20 protein-coding genes are annotated in these 18,560 nt (G+C 64.7%); 8 read left to right on the forward strand and 12 right to left on the reverse strand.

The features are described from left to right. Nucleotides 1-63: 63 nt before the first annotated feature. Nucleotides 64-606 carry an ester cyclase gene (locus tag AC07X6_RS06840; RefSeq protein ID WP_494790473.1) on the forward strand — a complete coding sequence of 181 codons (543 nt, stop codon included), beginning with the start codon at nucleotides 64-66 and terminating at the stop codon, nucleotides 604-606. 9 nt (nucleotides 607-615) lie between these two features. On the opposite strand, the gene AC07X6_RS06845 is transcribed toward AC07X6_RS06840, so the two are convergent. From AC07X6_RS06845 to AC07X6_RS06875, 7 genes are all read right to left on the reverse strand, one after another. Continuing rightward, nucleotides 616-1,524, reverse strand: a complete 909-nt coding sequence (locus tag AC07X6_RS06845; protein WP_494790474.1) for a LysR family transcriptional regulator — start codon at nucleotides 1,522-1,524, stop codon at nucleotides 616-618. Continuing rightward, a complete protein-coding gene (locus tag AC07X6_RS06850) occupies nucleotides 1,521-2,429 on the reverse strand; it encodes an efflux RND transporter periplasmic adaptor subunit (protein WP_494790475.1) in 909 nt (302 codons plus the stop codon). The genes AC07X6_RS06845 and AC07X6_RS06850 overlap by 4 nt, the downstream gene beginning before the upstream one ends. A gap of 38 nt (nucleotides 2,430-2,467) precedes the next feature. Beyond that, nucleotides 2,468-2,668 carry a DUF1656 domain-containing protein gene (locus AC07X6_RS06855; protein ID WP_070224633.1) on the reverse strand — a complete coding sequence of 67 codons (201 nt, stop codon included), beginning with the start codon at nucleotides 2,666-2,668 and terminating at the stop codon, nucleotides 2,468-2,470. Beyond that, a complete protein-coding gene (locus AC07X6_RS06860; RefSeq protein ID WP_494790476.1) occupies nucleotides 2,658-4,796 on the reverse strand; it encodes an FUSC family protein in 2,139 nt (712 codons plus the stop codon). Before AC07X6_RS06860 ends, AC07X6_RS06855 begins: the two co-directional genes overlap by 11 nt. Nucleotides 4,797-4,806: 10 nt before the next feature. Further along, the gene (locus AC07X6_RS06865; RefSeq protein ID WP_230538465.1) at nucleotides 4,807-5,313 is read right to left on the reverse strand and encodes a MarR family winged helix-turn-helix transcriptional regulator; all 507 of its coding nucleotides are present in this window, start codon (nucleotides 5,311-5,313) and stop codon (nucleotides 4,807-4,809) included. A 64-nt stretch (nucleotides 5,314-5,377) separates the two neighbouring features. Continuing rightward, complete coding sequence (locus AC07X6_RS06870) at nucleotides 5,378-6,790, reverse strand: efflux transporter outer membrane subunit (RefSeq protein WP_494790477.1); 1,413 nt, start codon at nucleotides 6,788-6,790, stop codon at nucleotides 5,378-5,380. A 130-nt stretch (nucleotides 6,791-6,920) separates the two neighbouring features. Continuing rightward, the gene (locus tag AC07X6_RS06875; RefSeq protein WP_230538463.1) at nucleotides 6,921-7,238 is read right to left on the reverse strand and encodes a DUF4148 domain-containing protein; all 318 of its coding nucleotides are present in this window, start codon (nucleotides 7,236-7,238) and stop codon (nucleotides 6,921-6,923) included. Nucleotides 7,239-7,524: 286 nt separating this feature from the next. Between AC07X6_RS06875 and AC07X6_RS06880 the strand changes: the two genes are divergently transcribed. The 3 genes from AC07X6_RS06880 (at nucleotide 7,525) to AC07X6_RS06890 (ending at nucleotide 8,829) form a co-directional block, all read left to right on the forward strand. Continuing rightward, entirely contained in the window at nucleotides 7,525-7,860 is a 336-nt protein-coding gene (locus tag AC07X6_RS06880) for a hypothetical protein (RefSeq protein ID WP_230538462.1), read from the forward strand. Between the two features lie 66 nt (nucleotides 7,861-7,926). Beyond that, nucleotides 7,927-8,244: a hypothetical protein gene (locus AC07X6_RS06885; RefSeq protein ID WP_494790478.1), complete on the forward strand. Its 318-nt coding sequence runs from the start codon at nucleotides 7,927-7,929 to the stop codon at nucleotides 8,242-8,244. Between the two features lie 96 nt (nucleotides 8,245-8,340). After that, nucleotides 8,341-8,829, forward strand: coding sequence for a DUF2244 domain-containing protein (locus AC07X6_RS06890; RefSeq protein ID WP_230538460.1), 489 nt, complete (start codon nucleotides 8,341-8,343; stop codon nucleotides 8,827-8,829). A gap of 5 nt (nucleotides 8,830-8,834) precedes the next feature. Here AC07X6_RS06890 and mgrA read toward each other — a convergent pair whose 3' ends face one another. Beyond that, a complete protein-coding gene (gene mgrA, locus AC07X6_RS06895; protein ID WP_474295355.1) occupies nucleotides 8,835-9,875 on the reverse strand; it encodes an L-glyceraldehyde 3-phosphate reductase in 1,041 nt (346 codons plus the stop codon). Nucleotides 9,876-9,995: 120 nt separating this feature from the next. Between mgrA and AC07X6_RS06900 the strand changes: the two genes are divergently transcribed. Then, nucleotides 9,996-11,576: a CYTH and CHAD domain-containing protein gene (locus AC07X6_RS06900; protein WP_494790479.1), complete on the forward strand. Its 1,581-nt coding sequence runs from the start codon at nucleotides 9,996-9,998 to the stop codon at nucleotides 11,574-11,576. A 118-nt stretch (nucleotides 11,577-11,694) separates the two neighbouring features. Here the strand turns inward: AC07X6_RS06900 and kdoO are convergent, their stop codons facing one another. The 4 genes from kdoO to AC07X6_RS06920 form a co-directional block, all read right to left on the reverse strand. Beyond that, complete coding sequence (gene kdoO, locus AC07X6_RS06905) at nucleotides 11,695-12,570, reverse strand: Kdo hydroxylase KdoO (RefSeq protein ID WP_494790480.1); 876 nt, start codon at nucleotides 12,568-12,570, stop codon at nucleotides 11,695-11,697. A gap of 79 nt (nucleotides 12,571-12,649) precedes the next feature. Beyond that, nucleotides 12,650-13,009, reverse strand: a complete 360-nt coding sequence (locus AC07X6_RS06910; RefSeq protein WP_230538456.1) for a lysozyme inhibitor LprI family protein — start codon at nucleotides 13,007-13,009, stop codon at nucleotides 12,650-12,652. Between the two features lie 244 nt (nucleotides 13,010-13,253). Next, complete coding sequence (locus AC07X6_RS06915; RefSeq protein ID WP_070224622.1) at nucleotides 13,254-13,832, reverse strand: superoxide dismutase; 579 nt, start codon at nucleotides 13,830-13,832, stop codon at nucleotides 13,254-13,256. A 184-nt stretch (nucleotides 13,833-14,016) separates the two neighbouring features. Then, complete coding sequence (locus AC07X6_RS06920; protein WP_230538454.1) at nucleotides 14,017-15,036, reverse strand: LacI family DNA-binding transcriptional regulator; 1,020 nt, start codon at nucleotides 15,034-15,036, stop codon at nucleotides 14,017-14,019. 392 nt (nucleotides 15,037-15,428) lie between these two features. On the opposite strand from AC07X6_RS06920, the gene AC07X6_RS06925 reads away from it, so the two are divergent. Genes AC07X6_RS06925 through AC07X6_RS06935 form a run of 3 tightly spaced genes read left to right on the forward strand, consistent with a single transcriptional unit; the run spans nucleotide 15,429 to nucleotide 18,537 of the window. Next, nucleotides 15,429-16,721, forward strand: coding sequence for an extracellular solute-binding protein (locus AC07X6_RS06925; protein WP_494790481.1), 1,293 nt, complete (start codon nucleotides 15,429-15,431; stop codon nucleotides 16,719-16,721). An 8-nt stretch (nucleotides 16,722-16,729) separates the two neighbouring features. Beyond that, nucleotides 16,730-17,722 carry a carbohydrate ABC transporter permease gene (locus AC07X6_RS06930; RefSeq protein ID WP_494790482.1) on the forward strand — a complete coding sequence of 331 codons (993 nt, stop codon included), beginning with the start codon at nucleotides 16,730-16,732 and terminating at the stop codon, nucleotides 17,720-17,722. Next, the gene (locus AC07X6_RS06935; RefSeq protein ID WP_478310464.1) at nucleotides 17,719-18,537 is read left to right on the forward strand and encodes a carbohydrate ABC transporter permease; all 819 of its coding nucleotides are present in this window, start codon (nucleotides 17,719-17,721) and stop codon (nucleotides 18,535-18,537) included. The genes AC07X6_RS06930 and AC07X6_RS06935 overlap by 4 nt, the downstream gene beginning before the upstream one ends. Nucleotides 18,538-18,560: the final 23 nt, after the last annotated feature.

Raw genomic sequence — 18,560 nt, forward strand, 5'->3', positions numbered from 1 at the left:
CAGGCGGGGCAAGCGAGTCCAGAATGGCGGTGTGCCATCTGCACGCCGATCAACTCACCTGGAATGACCATGCCTGTTTCTTCTTTTGCTCCCGCCATCCTGGCCCTGTCGCTGCTGGCTGCCACGCCGGCCCATGCCGCCGCCAAGCTGCCCATGCCCGCCCATTTGTCCGGCGCGCAAGCCGATGCCACGGTAGTGCTGGCGGCGCGCCGCTATGCCGAGTTCTGGGAAAGTGGCGACCCGGCCCTGGCGCGCCTAGCGCTGGCCGACGATTTTACGGACCGCACCTTGCCTGCCGGCCGGCCGCAGGGACTGGCCGGCCCGCTGCAGGCGTCGCAGGTGTTCCACGCGGCCGTGCCGGATCTGCAGGTGGCCATCGAGGACATGCTGGTGGCAGGAAGCCGGGTGACCCTGCGCCTGCACTTCACGGGCCATTTCACGGGCGTCTTTCCCACGCCGCAGGGCGAGCTGCGCGGGCAGGGGCAAGCCATCGATTTCCAGGCGTTTGATTTATATCAGGTCAATGCGCAGGGACGCATCAGCGACAACTGGCACCTGGAAGACAACCTGACCCTGCTGCGCCAGCTGGGCGTGCTGCCCCAGTAAGGGCGGCCGTCAGGCTTGCAGCGCGGCGAACTGCTGCACGAGGAAGTCGGCCAGCAGGGCGACGCGCGGCGGCTGGAAGCGGCTGCGTCGGTACAGCAGGTGCAGGGGAACGCTGTCGGCAAAGTAATCGTCGAGCACCGTTTGCAAGCGCCCCGCGCGCAGGTCGTCGCCGATGTCGAGCAGGGATTTGTAGGCATAGCCATGGCCGGCCACGGCCCAGCGGCGGATGATTTCGCCGTCGTTGCTGTGCCAGGCGCCCTGCAGGCGCAGGCTGTGGCGCTTGCCGTCTTCGCGGTAGCGCCAGTCCTGCGGCGCGCCGTCGCCCGCCGTGAGCACGAGGGTGGGCAGCAGCGCCAGGTCGCGCGGCGTGGCCGGCACGCCGACCCTGGCGGCCAGCGCGGGCGCCACGCAGACGACGCGCCGGCCCGGGTGCAGCAGGCGCGCCACCATCTCGCTGTCGGGCAGCTCGCCGTAGCGGATGGCCAGGTCGACCTCGTCCTGCACCAGCCTGGCCGTCATGTCCGTCAGGGTCAGCGCATGGCGCACCTGCGGGTACAGCGCGGCAAAGCGGTCGAGCATGGGCAGCAGCAGCTGGCGGCCGATGTCGGACGGCGCCGAGATGCGCACCAGGCCGCGCACGGCGCCGCCGCCCCCGTGCAAGCCGTCTTCGGCCTGCGCCAGCAAGTCCAGCGCCTGTTCGCTGTACTGGCGGTAGTGCGCACCTTCTTCCGTCAGGCGCAGCTGGCGCGTGGTGCGCTCGAACAGGGTGGCGCCCAGCGCCGCTTCCAGGCGCGCGATGGCGGCGCTGGCGGCGGCCGGCGACAGGCCGTGCTTGCGGCCGGCCGCGGAAAAGCTGCCCAGCACCGCGGCATCGAGGAACAGGGCGATTTCCGCCAGGCGCCCGGCGCCGCCGCTCATGCGGGGTGCGCGGCCGCCGGTTTCGGCGCCGGTGCCGAATGCGGCGCCGAGTGGGGCGTGATCACCACGGTGCAGGTGGTGCCGGCCACCAGGACCTGATTCCTGTCTTGCTCATCGATGTGGATGCGCACGGGCACGCGCTGCGCCAGGCGCACCCAGTTGAAGGTGGGATTGACGTCGGCCAGCAGTTCGCGGCCCGTGGCGGCGTCGCGGTCGGTGATGCCGCGCGCGATGCTTTCGATGTGGCCGTGCAGGGTGCCGCCGCTCATCAGGTTCATTTCCGCCTTGTCGTCCTGCGCCAGCATGCCCAGCTTGGTCTCTTCGAAGTAGCCGACGACATAGTACGAGGCGCTGTCGATGACGGCCAGCTTGGGGGCGCCGACGGCGGCAAAATCGCCCTTGTGCACGTTCAGGTTGGTCACGTAGCCGCTGACGGGGGCGCGCACGGTGGTGCGTTCCAGGTTCAGTTGCGCCAGCGCGCGCGCGGCCACGGCGGCCTGCACCTGCGACGAGGCCGAGGTGGCGGCAAACGCGGCGCTTTCGCGGCTTTCCGTCGAGATGATGCTGGCGTCAAGGCCTGCGCGGCGCTGTGCTTCCTTGCCGCGGCGGCCCAGCTCCGTTTTTTGCGCGGCCAACACGGCGTTGGCCTGCGCCAGCGCGCTCGCATAGCGCTCCTTGTCGACGACGAACAGGATATCTCCCTTTTGCACCACCTGGTTGTCGCGCACCAGCACGTCCGTGACGGTGCCGGCCACGTCGGCGCTGATGTTGACGATGTCGGCCTTGATGCGCCCGTCGCGCGTCCATGGCGACTCCATGTAGCGGTCCCAGACGGTCTTGCCTATCCACAGGGCTGCGGCCAGTAGCAGCAGGGTGATTGCATAGCGGGTCAGTTTGCTTACCATGTCGGCAGCCTTTCCTTGATCGGGTTGAACAGTTTTTTTTATTTGTAAAGCGATAGCGCCAGCGCGCCGAAGATGGCGATGAAGATGCACAGCCGCGCCAGCGACGGGTGCCACACCATGCGGTACACGCCCAGCCAGCCCAGCACGCGGTCGAGCAGGGTTTGCAGGCCGATGCTGAGGATGAACAGGGGCAGCAGGGTGGGAATCAGTATTCCGAACAGGGCGAATTCACGCGGCATGGTGGTCTCCGGCGCCAGGCGCCATGTGGTCGAGCAATGAGGTGTAGATCGAATGCAGGTCGGCCAGCGCCGTCTGCAGGCGCGCGCCGCGTTCCTGTGTCGCACCCGCTTCGGCCTGCGCCGCACGCACCACGGCGCCCGCCTGCAGGGTGGCGGCCAGCGCCGCCTGCAGCTGCGCATCGCCGCGCGTGCGCAGCCAGCCGGCGATGTGGTCCACGCACTGCTGCAGCGCGTGGCGCGTGGCGCCCGGGCGGGCGGTCGCGATCAGTTCGCGCAATTCGATCACGGAATGGCCGATTTCCAGCAGGGTCAGGGCCTGGCGCACGACGGCGCGCGTGGCTTCGCCCGGCGCCGGGCCGGCCGCCGCATTGAGCTGGCTGAGCAGGTCGCGCACGCGGTTGTCGAAGCGGTGTTTCACGCGCCGCGCCGGGGCCGTGCACGCATGCAGCGCTTCGCGCCACAGTGCCCGGCCGATATGGTCCTTGTGGCCCATCGTGTGCTCTGGCAGCAGCACGGCAAACACGAGGGCGGCCAGCATCAGGCCGACGATCAGCGCCATGCCCGTGTTGAGAAAGCCGGCGCCGTCGACGCGCATGACGTTCAGCGGCGCCATCTGCGTGATGAAGGTCGACACGCCCAGGCCCACGCCCAGCTTGGCGGGATTCGTCATCAGGTACAGGCCGACGGCCAGGAAGGGCGCAAAACTGAGCACCAGCATGGGGAAGCCGTCGCCGTGCAGCAGCACGAAGTACACGCACACGAGCGACAGGGGCATGGCGATCAAAAAGCCCGCCAGCACTTGCCGGATCATCAGGATGGGGCGCGGCGAGGACGACGCCAGCGCGCAGAACACGGCTGCCATCAGCATCGCCGTGCCGGCATAGGACCAGGCGAGGAAGTAGGCGCCCAGCGCCAGCAGGGCCAGGCTGATGCCGGCGCGCGCGCCGCTGGCGATCACCAGCGCGGGCGGCGTCTTCGGCGCATACGCCTGCGGCGTGCTCACTTCGAGCGGCGTATCGTGCGCCAGGCTGAAATACACTTCGTGAAAGCGGCTCATGTCGCGCGCAAAGCGCTCGAGCAGCTCGCAGACGGTGTCGAAGTCGATCTGCTGCGCATGCTTGATATGCGCCACATCAATGTCTGCGCGCGCCTGGCCCAGCGCCGTTTGCAGATGCAGCTGCATGGTGTCGAGCGAGTCTTGCGAGGGCGTCGTTTGCAGCGCCTCGGCAACGATGGCGTACAGGGGCGCGCACGCCTGCATGACTTGTGTTTCGCCGTCGCGCTGCAGGCGGTCGAACAGGCGGTGGAAGGTATAGAAGGTGGTCAGCGCCGTCATGAAGGTGGCGTTGAAGGCGTGCAGCTTGCGGTTTTGCGCGCGCACGTGGCTCACCTTGCTGGTCACTTCGAACAGGGCGGCCGAGCGGCCCAGTTCCAGCGCCGCCACGTCGGCGGCAAACTGCAGATGCGTCAGTTCCACCTGGGCCGGCGTGAGTTTTTGCTGCAGCACGTCCTGGCAAAAGGCGAGGAATTTGCCGTAGCGCGCTTGCACCGTGCGCATCACCTGCGTGCCCTGGTGGCGCGGCAGCAGCACGCTGGACACCGCTGCCGAGCAGATGATGCCCAGACCCACTTCGGCCACGCGCGTGACGGCCAGCGAAAACACCTGCGTCGGCTGCTCGATGGCGGGCAGCACGATCATGCAGGCCGTGTAGCCGGCCAGCACGTACACGTAGGACTGGGCGTTGCGGTGCAGGGCCGAGCCGCTCGTGCACAGGCCCACCCACAGGGCCAGGCCGGCGAACAGCAGCACCGGCTGCTGCGGGAACAGGCCGATCAGGGTCAGCGCGGCCGTGCATCCGAGCAGGGTGCCGCACAGGCGGTAAAAGCTTTTTTCCAGCACCATGCCGCTGCTGGGCAGGGCCAGGATGATGGTGGTGGTCATCGCCGTGCTCGGTGAATCGAGGCCCAGGCGGTAGGCCAGCCACAAGGCGCAGAACGATGCGATGAGGGTCTTGCCGACGTAGATCCAGCGTTCGCCTTCCGTCGTGCGCCAGTCTTGCAGCGCCAGCGCCAGCCAGCGGGCCGCCCGGGTCAGGGGCCCAAATGTAGGTGTTGTGGCTGGCGTCATCGATAGGCTATCAGTTCTGGTTGTTGAGATTGTTGAGGTTGCGCAACTGGCGCACGTACAGCTTGTCGAGCACTTGCAGCTCTTCTTCAGTAAAACCCTCATACAGGGCCGAGGTTTCCTGGTACACGTCGGGCAGCGCCGTTTCGATCAGGGCGCGGCCCTTGTCGGTCAGCGAGATCATCACCGAGCGGCGGTCGCCGGGGCGCGTGCCGCGGTGGATCAGGCCGCGCGTTTCCAGGTCGTTGCACACGCGCGTCAGGTTGGCCGGCTTTTCGTGACAGGCCATGCCCAGGGTGCAGGCGTTCGAGGTTTCGTCTTCCGTGCCGTACAGCACGGCCAGCACCATGTAGCTGGCATCGACCAGGTCGTGCTTTTTCAGCGCGGCATTGGTCAGGTCCTTCATGCCTTTTTGGATGTGGTACGTCATGCGCAGCAGGCGCATCAGTTCCATGGGGAAGCCTGGCATGCGCGTGCGGATGTTTTGCAGCCGCTTGGAGGTGGCGTCAAAAGCGGTCATGTCATATTCCTTCATGTATCAATAAAGCTCCGATTGTATCTTGTTGGGCTAGGGCAACGCGAGCCTAGATGCCGCCTCCCAATGCATTCATCAAGGAAACGTACAGATCGAGCTCGCGCGCCCCATTCTGCGCCTGCTGCTGTTCTTCCGCCAGCAGCGCCACTTGCGTGTTGAGCATGGCGATGGCGTCGCTCATGCCCGCCTTGTACGCCTTTTCCGCCAGGTCGCGCGCGCGTTGCGCCGTGGCCAGCGCCTGCACGGTCAGCTGGTGCTGCCTGGCCAGCGATTGTGCCTTGGTAACGGCATTGGCCACGTCCGACATGGCATTGATGACGGTGGCGTTGTATTGCTCCACGGCGCCGTCGTACACGGCCGTCTGGCTGCCCAGCTGGGCGCGCAAACGGGCGCCAGCAAAGATGGGCAGGCTCAGCGCGGGCGAGATGCCGCGGATGTCCGAGTTCGCGTCGAGAAAATGGCTGAAGCCGAAGGCCTGGAAGCCGGCAAAGGCCACCAGGTTGACGTTCGGATAAAACTCGGCCTTGGCTGCGTCGATGCGCTGCGCCGCCGCTTCCACTCTCCAGCGCTGGGCGGCGATGTCGGGGCGGCGGCCGATCAGGTCGGCCGGCAGGGCGGCGGGAATGGCCAGCGGCTGGTCCAGGCGCAGCACGGGGCGCGTGAGCGCGGCACCGGCGGCCGGACCCTTGCCGGCCAGCGCGGCCAACTGGTTGCGCAGCAGGGCCAGCGACTCGGCCGACTGCTCCAGCTGGCGGCGACCGGCCGGCAAGGTGGTTTCGATTTGCGCCACGTCAATGTCCGTGCCGATGCCGGCCGCCTTGCGCTGGCGCGTGATGTCGAGGATGCGGGCGCGCTGCGCCAGGCTGCGTTCGATCACGTCCTGCAGCTGGAATTCATACGACAGCTGGATGTAGGTGCGCACCAGCGCCGTTTCCAGGGCCAGGCGGGCCATCTGCGATTCGGCCGACGCCATCTGCACGTCGCCCAGGGCGGCGGACAGGGCGGCGCGGTTGCGGCCCCACAGGTCCAGGTCGTACGAGGCCGTGACGGTGGCCTGGTTGCGCCAGGCGTAGTTGCCGGCCAGCGGGGCCGGTGTGCTGCCGTGCTGCGAATACAGTTCGCGGTTGATGGAGACGTTCGCGTCCGCCTGCGGGCGCGTCTTGTCTTCCGCCGCGCCGGCCAGCGCTTCGGCCTGGCGCACGCGCGCCTGGGCGCCGCGCAGGGTGGGGCTGTCGGCCAGCGCCTGATCCATCAAACGGTTCAATTGGGGATCGTGCAAGTCTTGCCACCATTGCGTGCGCGGCCATTGTATGGCGGCACTGGCGGCGGCATCCATGGCCTGGCTCGCTTTCAGCTTGTTGGCATCGAGCATGGCCGATTGCGGCGCGATATGGCCCATGTCGGCGCAAGCGCTCAAGGCAAGGATCAGGCTGGCGGCAAGCAAACGGCGGTGCAGGGACATGCAGGGACTCCGGGAGAGATATGTTGGGGGTGCTGCTGACAGCTCGCCGCGGTGAGCTTCGGGAGTGGCCCGAGTGCTGCGCCGCAACTGAGGTGTGTTACTGACTGACTGAAACCGGCTGACTGGTTTCTTATTTCACGACGTGTTTTGTCGTTTGCGCGACGTCAAAGTCCGCTTCCGTTTGCGGGATCAGGCCAGCCTTGCGGGCGGCGTAGAACTCGGCCATGACTTCTTCGCGCGTCACCTTGCTGGCGGCGGTGGCCGGCGTTTTCGGATAGTCGACTTCGCTGGTGGCGATTTCGCCGGCGTTGCGGGCACGGATGTATTCGGCCGTGACGTCAGCGCGCGTGAGTTGCTGGCTGGTAGCGGCAGGCGCGGCGCTCTGGGCAAAAGCCGAAGCGGCGGTGGTGATGGCGAACAATGCTGCGATGAGTGATTTGGCTTGCATGATAAGACTCCAAAATGTGCATGATGGCTGGGTGGATGGGCCGGATCGCCACGTACCGGTCGGTTCGTCGGCAGGGCGCTGGTGGGCGCCGTGCCGCCGATGAAGCAGTTTCTGGATGAGAAGATGCTTACTTGAATTAACTATAGCAATGAATAGTACATTTGTGAAGTAATTTCTGAAAATATTTGTGCGATGCCGCATTTCCCCTGGGGAAGATGCCGTGCAGGCGTGCGCCGCTGGCCGCGCCAGGGGAGTAAGCTGGTTTTTTGATTAACGGGAGTCGGCCATGAGCAGCAGTTCACTCGACCCGGACAATTTACCCGTCACTTCCGACCGCGTGCTGGGCAGCGGCCATGGCAAGGGCGCGCTCGGTCCCAGCGACAGTTCCGACAGCGGCAGCGACATGCAGGGCGTGCCCGGCCAGGATGCGGAGGAGCTCGATAACGACAGCGATGCGGCCGGCACAGGCGAGCGGGCCGGCGTGGAACCCCACAACACGGCGCCCGATGGCGGCGACATCGACGTCGACCATGTGGAAAGCCTGGCGCCCGTGCCGCCGGCAGAGGAGGGCGAGGGGAAATTGCCCCCACGAATTACTGTCCCTCCTGCGCCATCAGCGTAAAATACAGGCAAGGCGGCGTGCGCGCCGCCATGGCCAGCCGGCCGGCACAGGATAGGATGTCAGAGGATGCAAACGCAGATGTCGGAAGAGAAAGAAAAAGACTTGATGTCGATGTACCGCGAGACGCGGCCGCGCGAGTTTTTTGGCGAAAAAAGTAACACCAATCACCTGGCCTGGAGTTTGCTGGTGATGTTGCTGGCGCTGGCGTTCTGGCTGGTCGTGGCCCTGGCGGCAGCGGAAAACCAGCGCTATGCCCTGGAAACGAAGGCGTGCCAGGATCGCGTGTTTCCCTCGGAAATCGACACGTCTTGCCTGAAACAGGTCAGGTCGCGCGATCACTGGTGGCAGCACGTGGGCCACGCGCTGGTGCGCATGGGCGCCTGACCCTGGCGCAAGCTGGTCTGAACGGCCTGGCGGAATCTGGCGGCGGCGAAGGCCGCCACGGTGATAGGGTGATGGAGCGATAGTGCGGGAGGCGTCATGCCACGCGATCACTCGCGCGAGCAGCCGCAATGGCTGCTGGCGCGCCACAGTGCCTTGACGGCGCGCCAGTTATTGCGCGCCTATGGCTTGCTTTGCCTGTTTTCCCTGACGATTGCCGCCGCCTTCGCGCTGCGCGGCCTCTGGTACATTCCCGTCTTTTCGTTCGCCGAACTGGGCCTGGTGGCCCTTGCCTTGCTGCATTACCTGCGCCATGCGCGCGACTATGAGCACATCGCCCTGCGCGACGGCGAGCTGATCATCGAACAGGTCAGCGCCGGCCACTGCCGGCGCCACCATTTTTATCCGTGGCGCACGCGCATCGCCGTGCCGCAGTGGCCGCGCCAGTTGATACAGATCAAGGATAGCGGCGCTGGCGGCGCGCACGTGGACGTGGGCGTGTTCGCCACGCCCGAACGGCGCCGGCAGGTGGCGCAGGAACTGCTGGCCCTGCTGCCACCACCCATCTCGCCGCCAGCGCCACCGTGAACGCCTTACACGGCCCGCGACGGGCCTTCCCACAGGTTGATATGGCCTTCGCGCGCCTGCACGTCGATGGCGGCCAGCTCGTCGGCCGTGAACGACAACTGCTGCAGCGCGGCCACGTTTTCGCGGATTTGCGCGCTGCTGCTCGCGCCGATCAGGGTCGAGGTGACGCGCGGATCGCGCAGCACCCAGGCCAGCGCCATCTGCGCCAGGGTCTGGCCCCGCTGCGCGGCGATCTGGTTCAGCGCGCGCACGCGGGCCAGGTTTTCCGCGCTCAGGTGTTTTTGCAGCAGCGAGCCGCCGCCGGGGCGGTTGACGCGCGCATCCTGCGGCACGCCGTCGAGGTATTTGTCGCTGAGTAAACCCTGCGCCAGCGCCGTGAACGTGATGCAACCCATGCCTTCTTGCTGCAAGGTATCGAGCAAGCCGTCTTCCTCGATCCAGCGGTTGAGCATATTGTAGGCGGGCTGGTGGATCAGGCACGGCACTTTCCATTCTTTCAGCAGGGCGGCCGCCTCGGCCGTCTTTTGCGGCGAATACGAGGACAGGCCCACGTACAGCGCCTTGCCCTGCTGCACGGCAGTGGCCAGCGCGCCCATGGTTTCTTCCAGCGGCGTGTCGGCGTCGTAGCGGTGCGAGTAAAAGATGTCGACGTAATCGAGGCCCAGGCGCCGCAAGCTCTGGTCCAGGCTGGCCAGCACGTATTTGCGCGAACCGCCGCCCTGGCCGTACGGGCCTGGCCACATGTCCCAGCCCGCCTTGGTGGAAATGATCAGTTCATCGCGGTAGGGTAAAAAATCGTCGCGCAGCAGCTTGCCGAAATTGCTTTCCGCGCTGCCATACGGCGGGCCGTAGTTGTTGGCCAGGTCGAAATGCGTGATGCCCAGGTCGAAGGCCGTGCGCAGCATGTCGCGCTGCGAAGCCAGATTGTTGCTGTCGCCAAAGTTGTGCCACAGCCCCAGGGACAGCAGCGGCAGTTTCAGTCCGCTGCGCCCGCACGTACGGTATGGCATGCTGTCGTAGCGGTTCTCGGCGGCGTGGTAGGTCATGGCATCTCCTTGTAAATGAATCGCCTATTTTGGCGCAAAATCAAGGTCTGCGTGCGTGCGCCTTGCGCGCGGCGGGACGCGCCTTACAATGGGCGTTCAGGAATCTCGCAAGGAGCGGTCATGGAAATCGAATTGAAATTGCTGCTGGCGCCGCAAGACGCGCCCCGCCTGCGCGCCCACCCGCTGCTGGCGCAGACTGCGCAAGGTGCGCCGCAGGTGCTGCAGATGCACGATATCTATGTCGATACGCCCGATTTGCAGCTGTGCCGCCACCACGCAGGCTTGCGCGTGCGCCAGGTGGACGGACACTGGGTGCAAACCCTGAAGGCGGGCGGCACGGTCAATGGCGGCTTGCACAGCCGCCACGAATGGGAAGGCGACGTGCCGGGGCCGCAGCCGGATCTCGCCGCGCTCGAGTCGGCCATCGGCCGCAAGCAACCCGTCCGCGCGCTGCTGCGCCAGGACGCTGTCCGCGACGGCTTGCAGCCCGTGTTTACCACGCGCATCGAGCGCACCGTCTGGCAGTTGCGCACGCCGCAGGGCGATCAGATCGAATGCGTGCTGGACCAGGGCGTCATTGACAGCGGCACGGACGGGGCCGCGCGCAGCGTGCCCGTCAGCGAGGTCGAACTGGAATTGAAGCAGGGGCAAGCTTCCAGCCTGTTCGACGTGGCGCTGGCGCTGCTGCAGGACGTGCCGCTGCAGCTGGGCCACATGAGCAAGGCGGAACGCGGTTACCGTCTCGCGGTGCCGCAGCCTCTGCAGGCGGTCAAGGCGCAGCCGCTGGCGCTGGATGCGGCGATGTCGGTGGAGCAAGTGTTCCTGGCCATCGCCGGCAATTGCCTGGAGCAAGTCAGCGGCAACCAGGATGGCGTGGCGGCGGGCGAAGACGTGGAAAGCGTGCACCAGATGCGCGTGGGACTGCGCCGTTTGCGCTCGGCGCTGGGTATGTTCAAGTCCCTGCTGGTGCTGCCTGACGCCTTGAAGGGGGAACTCGACTGGCTGGGCGGCGCGCTGGGCGAGGCGCGCGACTGGGATGTGTTGGCTGGTAACACCCTGGCGCAGCTCGATGGCGAGGCGCAGGCCGATGCGGCCGCGCTGGCACAGGCGGCGCACGCGCAGGCGCGGCTCAAGCACCAACAAGCGGCCCAGGCCGTCACTTCGGCGCGCTATACGGCTTGCATGCTGGGCGTGCAGCGCTGGCTGCAGGCGCGCGCATGGCGCGACGGTTGCTCCATGCGCCAATTGCGGCGCCTGGACGCGCGCGTGTCGCCGTTTGCCCGCGCCACCCTGCGCAAGGACCAGCGCCGCCTGATGAAGCGCGGCAAGCGCCTGCTGCATGCCACGCCGCAGCAGCGCCACCAGGTGCGCATCGCGGCCAAGAAGACGCGGTATGCGACGGAATTCTTTGCCTCGCTGTTTGCGGGCCGGGCTGTGAAGCCGTATGTGGGGCGGCTGTCGGCGCTGCAGGATGAACTGGGCTGGCTCAACGATGTGCAGGTGGCCGACCGGCTGCTGCAGCAATTGCCCGAAGTTCAGGCTGGCCAGGCCGACCAGGCTGACCAGTCCGCCCAGGACGGATTGCGGCTGCACGCGGCCTTTGTGCGCGGCTACCTGGCGGCGCGCGCGCAAGCGCAAGGTGCCGATGGCCGCATGCACAAGGCCTGGCGGCGCTTCAAGGCGGCCCGTTTGCCGGCCTGAATCCGGTTTGATCGGGGTGTGAGACCTGGCCAGACCCCATCAGGCCGGACCCCATCAGGCCGGATCCCATCAGGCCGGACCAATCAGGCCAGACCTAATCAGTCCAGTCCAGCGCAGGCTAGGCCAGCGGCCGCTGCAACTGGCGTTCGAGGATGGCCAGCGGCGACTTGTCGGGCGCAGCCATGGCGCGCACGGGCAGCAGCCAGGTTTGCTCCAGCGCATGCTGTCCCCGCAGGGCCGCGTGCGATACGGCGTCGCTGAAGACGATCCACGTCTGGCCCGGCGCGAACGCATGCGTTTGCTGCTCCACCTGCGCCTGGTAAGCGAGATCGGCCTTCATGGCGTCGTGCAGCTGCAGCATGTAGTGATCGTAGGGTGTGCGCCGCGACTTGGTGACGTGCAGCCATTGCAGCAGCGCCGCCAGCACGGGTTGCGGACGCTTTGCAAGGGGTAAAAAATGCTGCGCCACCTGTTCGAATGGCGCGCCCAGTTTCCACACGCGGGGCGCGTCGCGCGGATGGATGTTGGTGAAGACGCGCAGGATGCGCCGGCCTTGCGTGGGCGAGGAGGGAAAGCTGTCGACGTGCAGGCGCGTATCGTCCTTGCGCCAGGAGGTGATGCGCCCGGCGATTTCCACGGGGCGAAAGCTGCCCTTGCCTTGCTGTAGGTGGGGAACATAGCCGGGCAGCAAGCCGGCCAGCAAGTGCTGCGTGTGTCGCGCATAGCGCCGCATCAGCGCGGCCAGCAGGGCCGCATCGCAGGCATCGCCCTGGCCCCGCACGCCGCGCGCCGGTTCCCAGCTGATGTTCTTGGCGCTGCTGGCGCTACCCACAGCGCCGTTCAGCAGGGCATGCTCTTCCTGTTGCAGGGGGAAAGCCAGGCGGGGCAGCAGCACGACTTGCCCGTCTTCGAGCGCCTGCAGCGCCGCCGCTTGCTGCGCGGCGCTGCCGCTGGCGTCCCACCGGGACAGGGAAATGTCGACGAGCTTGCTCATGGCGCAAACGGGGAAGAGGTCGGAGCCGCCAGTTTATGCGCTTGCCGCCCGCTCCCGTTTGCGCTGGCGCAGTGTTACATCATAGTTTGCTGTTCTGGCAGCCGGCGCTCACGCATTCGCGCACGCGGTCTTGCAGGAATTGCGCGCGTTCGATGGTGGTCTGGGTGGCGCAATCGAGGTTCACATAAAAGCCCGACGATTCGCGTTTGGAGCAATTTTGGTTGCGGTTGCTGATCCACGCCAGCTGGCCCGATTTCAGCTTCTGCTTGCCGGCGGCATCGAGCTGGGCGCTCAGTTTCTTGTAGTTGGCGTTGAGTTCCTTGTCCGCTTCCTGGTACACCTTGTTAAGGCAATACAGGCCGTCGAAGTCGTTGCGCGGCGTGTCGCAGGCGGAGTTGGCGAAGGCGGAACCGGAGGCAAACACGAGCAGGGCAAGCATGAATTTTTTCATTGTTTTCTTTCAGCAAGGGATGGCGGCGAGGCTGGCCGGCAAGCACGGGCGTGCGCTTGCGTATCTTATAACATCGCGCATGCTGATCTTGTTCGCTTGACCAGTGTGTGCCGCCCGCATCTACTTTCTGCGTGGACATAAAAAAAGCCCGCGCTCGCAAGCACAGGCTTCTTTTGGTGCGCCGCAGCGGCGAATGCCGCGGGCGCGTCCGTTTTACGTTGTCAGGAACCGCTTACGCGAAGTTCTTGGCAACGAAATCCCAGTTGACCAGGCCCCAGAACGTTTCCACGTACTTGGCGCGCAGGTTGCGGTAGTCGATGTAGTAAGCGTGTTCCCAGACGTCGCAGGTCAGCAGCGGCTTGTCGCCGGTGGTCAGCGGGCAGCCGGCGTTCGAGGTGTTGACGATGTCGACGGAACCGTCGGCTTTTTGCACCAGCCAGGTCCAGCCCGAACCGAAGTTGCCCACGCACGACTTGGTGAATTCTTCCTTGAACTTGTCGAACGACGACCATTTGGCGTTGATCGCGTCAGCCACGGCACCGGTAGGCGCGCCGCCGCCGGCCGGCTTCATGCCGTTCCAGTAGAAGGTGTGGTTCCATACTTGTGCCGCGTTGTTGAAAATGCCGCCCGACGATTTCTTGATGATTTCTTCCAGCGACAGGTTTTCGAACTCGGTGCCCTTGATCAGGTTGTTCAAGTTGGTGACATACGCCTGGTGATGCTTGGCATAGTGGTATTCCAGGGTTTCTTTCGAAATATGCGGCGCCAGAGCGTCCATTTCATACGGCAGTGGTGGCAGAGTATGTTCCATGTGATGTCCCTTTATGGTGAGTGTTCGGAGTCTTCCGGCCCGGGCCGGAGGGTTGAGCCTTGCGTGCTTGAACCAAGCATTCTTGCTGAACGAGCCACTATTGTAAAGCGGATGCGCCATTGCTGCAGATTCCCGCACGCGTCGTGGATGCTGCTGGCGTAGTGATTCTCGTTCAGCGCCAGACCTAGCGAACACGTCGGGTAGTTTCCCTGACGATCAGTTCCAGAGGAGGTATCGCCGCCTGCACGGCCTCGCCATTGATCAGCCCCAGCAGCGCTTCCGTGGCGATGCGGCCGATGTCGTACAGGGGCTGGTGGATGGTCGTCAGCGGCGGCGTCGTGTAGGACGAGCCGGGCAAGTCATCGAAACCGACGAGCGAGATGTCGTCGGGCACGCGGATGCCCTTGCGGTACAAACATAGGCGCACGCCATAGGCGGACAGGTCGTTGGCGGCGAAGACGGCGCTGAACTGCTGCTGCGTATCAAACAAGTGGTTCATGGCCAGCATGCCGCTTGCCTCGTGGAAATCACCTTCCGCCATCAGCTTCGGGTCGATGGCGATGTCCGCTTCGCGCAGCGCGCGCTGGTAGCCCGTCAGGCGCTCGGCCGCATCCGTGTTGTTGGCGGGCCCGGCGACAAACGCGATGCGGCGGTGGCCCAGTTCGATCAAGTGGCGCACGGCCAGGTAGGCGCCGTATTCGTTGTCGAGCTTGAAGCCGATGGCGCTTTTGGTCGCCAGCAGGCGGCCCGTCGAGACGATGGGCCGCTGCTGCGAGAAATCAAGCACGCTCTCGTCCGAGATGCGCCCCGACAGCAGGATGATGCCGTCCACCTTTCTCGCCAGCAGCAGACGGATGCGATCCGCTTCTTCCTGCGCATTCCAGTGCCCGCTGACGATGACGGACGCGTAGCCCGTGTCTTTCAATCCATCGTCCACGCCGCGCAGGCTTTCATCGAAGAAGGGGCTGGAAATATCCTGCACCACGATGCCGATGGTCATCGAGCGGCCCTTTTTCAGCCCCTGCGCCATCTGGTTCGGCGCGAATTTCATGTGGGCAATCGCCGCCAGCACGGCGTCGCGCTTGTCGTCAGACACCCTGGCCGTGCCGTTCAGGATGCGCGAAACGGTGCTGGGCGACACGCCGGCCTGGCGGGCCACGTCGAGCAGGGTGGAGGGAGAGGCGGCGTGGTCGCTATCGTTCAAGGTGGTTCCTGGGTATCAAGATGGCTGGTCGTCAGTGTTCTGAAAACCTTTTCATTGAAAGATTACCATAAATGCCCACGGTGGGCCGTAGGTCGGGTTAGCCCTGCGGGCGTAACCCGACATATTGTTGGCCGTGCACGTCGGGTTACGCGTTGGCGCGCTATCCCGATCCAATTATGAAAACGTTTTCACAAAAAACAACGGCGGCTCAAATGACGAAATTTTGCGTTTTCTCATAGGAGAACACGCGCCACGGCGTGCAACTTGCCACGCCACCCTCGATAAAAATGACAACTTTTTCGGTTGACTTGATTTTCTTTGCGGTGTTAAATGGACGCATGTTGTGAAAACGTTTTCAAGATAGAAGACGCTCAATAAACGGAGATGAAATAATGAAGTCAAGCATCCTTGGTGCCGCCCCCCTGGCCGCGCTGACCCTGGCCTGTGGCGTGGCCGCCGCCGCCGCCGCCGCCGCCCCGCCTGCCGCACCGTTGCCTGCCCTGGCTCCGGCCACGATCACCGTCGCCTCCTTTCCCGACCTGGACCGCGCCGTCAAGACGGCCTTGCCCCTGTGGGAAAAACTGTACCCGCAAGTGAAGGTCAAGCTGGTCAGCCTGCAGATCGACGACCACCATAACTCGATGACGACGGCGCTGGCGGCTGGCGCGCGCCTGCCCGACGTGATGGCCATCGACTTCCGCTATGTCGGCAGCTTCGCCGAATCGAAGGGCATGGAAGACCTGTTGCAAGCGCCATACGGGGCAGGGCAGTACCGCGCCCAGTTCGTGCCCTTCACCTTCGTGCAGGCGACCAGTTCGCGCGGCACCCTGGGCGCCATGCCGGCAGACCTGGGACCGGGCACTTTGTTCTACCGCAAGGACTTGATGGACAAGGCGGGCATCAAGGAAAGCGATTTGACGGCTTCGTGGGAATCGTACATCGCCGCCGGCAAGAAGCTCAAGGCCGCCACGGGCACCTATCTGCTGGCCGGCGCCAGCGACCTGGCCGACATTTATATCCGCGCCAATCTGAAAGATGGCGAAGGCATTTACTTTGGCGACAAGGGGCAGGTGCTGGTCGACTCGCCCCGTTTCGTGAAAGCGTTCGAGCTGGCCAGGGCGGCCAGGATCGCTGGCATCGATGCGCGCACCGTGGCATGGACGGGCGAATGGGCCGAAGGTTTTAAACGCGACAAGGTGGCCAGCCAGATGATGGGATCGTGGCTCAGCGGCCACCTGGCCAAGTGGCTGGCGCCGGCTTCGTCCGGCCAGTGGCGCGCGGCGAACCTGCCGGCCGGCGCGCTGGCGTCGTACGGCGGCTCCTTCTACGGCATTCCGAAAAAGGCGGCGAATAAAGCCCAGGCCTGGGAATTCATCAAGTTCATGACCGTCAACAAGGATATCCAGCTGCACTCGCTGAAAGAGATCGGCGCCTTCCCGGCCCTGAAGGCCGCGTATGCGGACCCGATGATGGACGAGCCGCAAGCGTATTTCGGCGGCCAGAAGACGCGCCTGCTGGCGCGCGACACGGCGGCGAAGATTCCCGTCATCCGCGTCGACAAGTTCGACGCCGTGGCGCGCGACATCGTCAACATGGAACTGGAAAGCGTGCTGGCGCAAAACAAGGATATCAAGACGGCGCTGGCTGACGCCAAGGCCCTGATCACCCACCGCGCGCGGCGCTAGGAAGCGGCATGAATACGACCATGCAATGCGCCGAAACCGGATCCATCCCGGCGCGGCCCGCCAAAAAACGCATCAACATGAAAAAATGGGCGCCGTATATCTTCATCAGCCCCTTCTTCATCCTGTTCGCCGTCTTCAGCCTGTTCCCGCTGCTGTTTTCCATCTATTTGTCGTTCAACCAGTGGGAAGCGGCCAGCGGCGTGGAAGCCATGCAGTGGGTGGGCCTGGACAACTACAAGTATGCCTTGAGCGACCCGTGGTTTTTGCGCTCGCTGGGCAATACCGTCTGGCTGGCGCTGGCCTCGGGCGTGCCGCAGCATCTGGTGGCCATTCCGCTGGCAGCGTTCATCCACAACAGCTTCAAGCGCTCGCGCAACCTGGTGATCGGCATTTACTTTTTACCATTTATCACCTCCAGCGTGGCCATCGCCATGGTCTTCAATACCCTGTTTTCGCGCGACTATGGCCAGATCAATGTGCTGCTCCAGTGGTGCGCCAGCCTGCCGCTGGTGGGTGGGCTGTTTCCGGCAGAATCGATCGACTGGCTGGGCAGCTCGCTGTTCATCAAGCCGGCCGTCGCCTTCGTGATTTTCTGGCGCTACCTGGGCTGGAATCTGGTGCTGTACCTGTCCGCGCTGCAGGTGATACCGAAGGATTTATATGAAGCGGCCACCATCGACGGTGCGTCGAAACGCCAGCAGTTCTGGTACATCACCCTGCCGCAGCTGCGCCCCATGATCTACCTGGCCGTGACCCTCACCATCATGGGCAACCTGCAGCTGTTCGAGGAACCGTTCGTGCTGGTGGCCGAATCGAGCGGCGTGAGCCAGTCCGTGATGACGACGGCCATCTTCGTCTACAAGACGGCGTTTTCCTCGGGCGATTTCGGCACGGCGTCGGCCATTTCCTGGCTGCTGTTTTTGATCATCGCCAGTACCACCTGGGTGAACAACCGCATTTTCAGCCGCAATGAACGCCGAGAAGCCAAGGAGGCCAAATGAAGACTACCCGCTGGACGGCCTACGCCATGGTGGCCATCGGCGCCCTGATCATGGTCGCGCCGTTCTACTTCATGTTCGTCTTCGCCACGCACACGAGCGCCGAGATCTACAGCCTGCCGCCGCCGCGCTGGTTCGGCACGGCCCTGCTGAACAACATCGAGCTGCTGCAGGAGCGCCTGCCGTTCTGGCGCAATATCGGCATCAGCCTGTACGTGGCCCTGATGACGACCATCCTGACCCTGTTCTTTTGCTCGCTGGGCGGTTATGCGTTCGCCATGTACGAATTCCGCTTCAAGCGGCCCCTGTTTACCCTGGTGATGGCGTCGATGATCATCCCCTCGTTCATGAATATGATTCCCACCTTCATGCTGATGGATTTCCTCGGATGGCTGGACCAGCCGCGCGCCCTGTACGTGCCGGGCGCGGCGGGCGCACTGGGCATTTTCCTGATGCGCCAGTACATCGGCACGGCCATCCCGAAGGATTTGATCGAGGCGGCGCGCATCGACGGCTGCGGCGAGTTCGCTATCTACTGGCGGGTCGTGCTGCCGCTGATCGGCCCCGCCATGGGCACCCTGGGCCTGATCACCTTCATCAACTCGTGGAACAATTTCATCACGCCGCTGGTCGTCATGCGCTCCGTCGAGAACTACACGATCCCGCTGGCCCTGCGCAGCATGCAGGCGCCGAACAACACGGAGTGGGGCGCGCTGATGACGGGCGCCGCCATCGCCGTGCTGCCGCTGCTGCTGATGTTTTTTGTCGCCTCGAAGCGCCTGATCGAGGGCCTCACGCAAGGCGCCGTCAAAGGCTAGAACTTTCTTAACCACTCACACTG

This window comes from Janthinobacterium sp. GW460-12-1-14-LB5, assembly GCF_059423585.1.

Coding starts and splice junctions, on each gene's coding strand:
- AC07X6_RS06840 (WP_494790473.1), top strand. CDS start 64: ATGACCATGCCTGTTTCTTCTTTTGCTCCCGCCATCCTGGCCCTGTCG.
- AC07X6_RS06845 (WP_494790474.1), bottom strand. CDS start 1,524: ATGAGCGGCGGCGCCGGGCGCCTGGCGGAAATCGCCCTGTTCCTCGAT.
- AC07X6_RS06850 (WP_494790475.1), bottom strand. CDS start 2,429: ATGGTAAGCAAACTGACCCGCTATGCAATCACCCTGCTGCTACTGGCC.
- AC07X6_RS06855 (WP_070224633.1), bottom strand. CDS start 2,668: ATGCCGCGTGAATTCGCCCTGTTCGGAATACTGATTCCCACCCTGCTG.
- AC07X6_RS06860 (WP_494790476.1), bottom strand. CDS start 4,796: ATGACGCCAGCCACAACACCTACATTTGGGCCCCTGACCCGGGCGGCC.
- AC07X6_RS06865 (WP_230538465.1), bottom strand. CDS start 5,313: ATGACCGCTTTTGACGCCACCTCCAAGCGGCTGCAAAACATCCGCACG.
- AC07X6_RS06870 (WP_494790477.1), bottom strand. CDS start 6,790: ATGTCCCTGCACCGCCGTTTGCTTGCCGCCAGCCTGATCCTTGCCTTG.
- AC07X6_RS06875 (WP_230538463.1), bottom strand. CDS start 7,238: ATGCAAGCCAAATCACTCATCGCAGCATTGTTCGCCATCACCACCGCC.
- AC07X6_RS06880 (WP_230538462.1), top strand. CDS start 7,525: ATGAGCAGCAGTTCACTCGACCCGGACAATTTACCCGTCACTTCCGAC.
- AC07X6_RS06885 (WP_494790478.1), top strand. CDS start 7,927: ATGCAAACGCAGATGTCGGAAGAGAAAGAAAAAGACTTGATGTCGATG.
- AC07X6_RS06890 (WP_230538460.1), top strand. CDS start 8,341: ATGCCACGCGATCACTCGCGCGAGCAGCCGCAATGGCTGCTGGCGCGC.
- mgrA (WP_474295355.1), bottom strand. CDS start 9,875: ATGACCTACCACGCCGCCGAGAACCGCTACGACAGCATGCCATACCGT.
- AC07X6_RS06900 (WP_494790479.1), top strand. CDS start 9,996: ATGGAAATCGAATTGAAATTGCTGCTGGCGCCGCAAGACGCGCCCCGC.
- kdoO (WP_494790480.1), bottom strand. CDS start 12,570: ATGAGCAAGCTCGTCGACATTTCCCTGTCCCGGTGGGACGCCAGCGGC.
- AC07X6_RS06910 (WP_230538456.1), bottom strand. CDS start 13,009: ATGCTTGCCCTGCTCGTGTTTGCCTCCGGTTCCGCCTTCGCCAACTCC.
- AC07X6_RS06915 (WP_070224622.1), bottom strand. CDS start 13,832: ATGGAACATACTCTGCCACCACTGCCGTATGAAATGGACGCTCTGGCG.
- AC07X6_RS06925 (WP_494790481.1), top strand. CDS start 15,429: ATGAAGTCAAGCATCCTTGGTGCCGCCCCCCTGGCCGCGCTGACCCTG.
- AC07X6_RS06930 (WP_494790482.1), top strand. CDS start 16,730: ATGAATACGACCATGCAATGCGCCGAAACCGGATCCATCCCGGCGCGG.
- AC07X6_RS06935 (WP_478310464.1), top strand. CDS start 17,719: ATGAAGACTACCCGCTGGACGGCCTACGCCATGGTGGCCATCGGCGCC.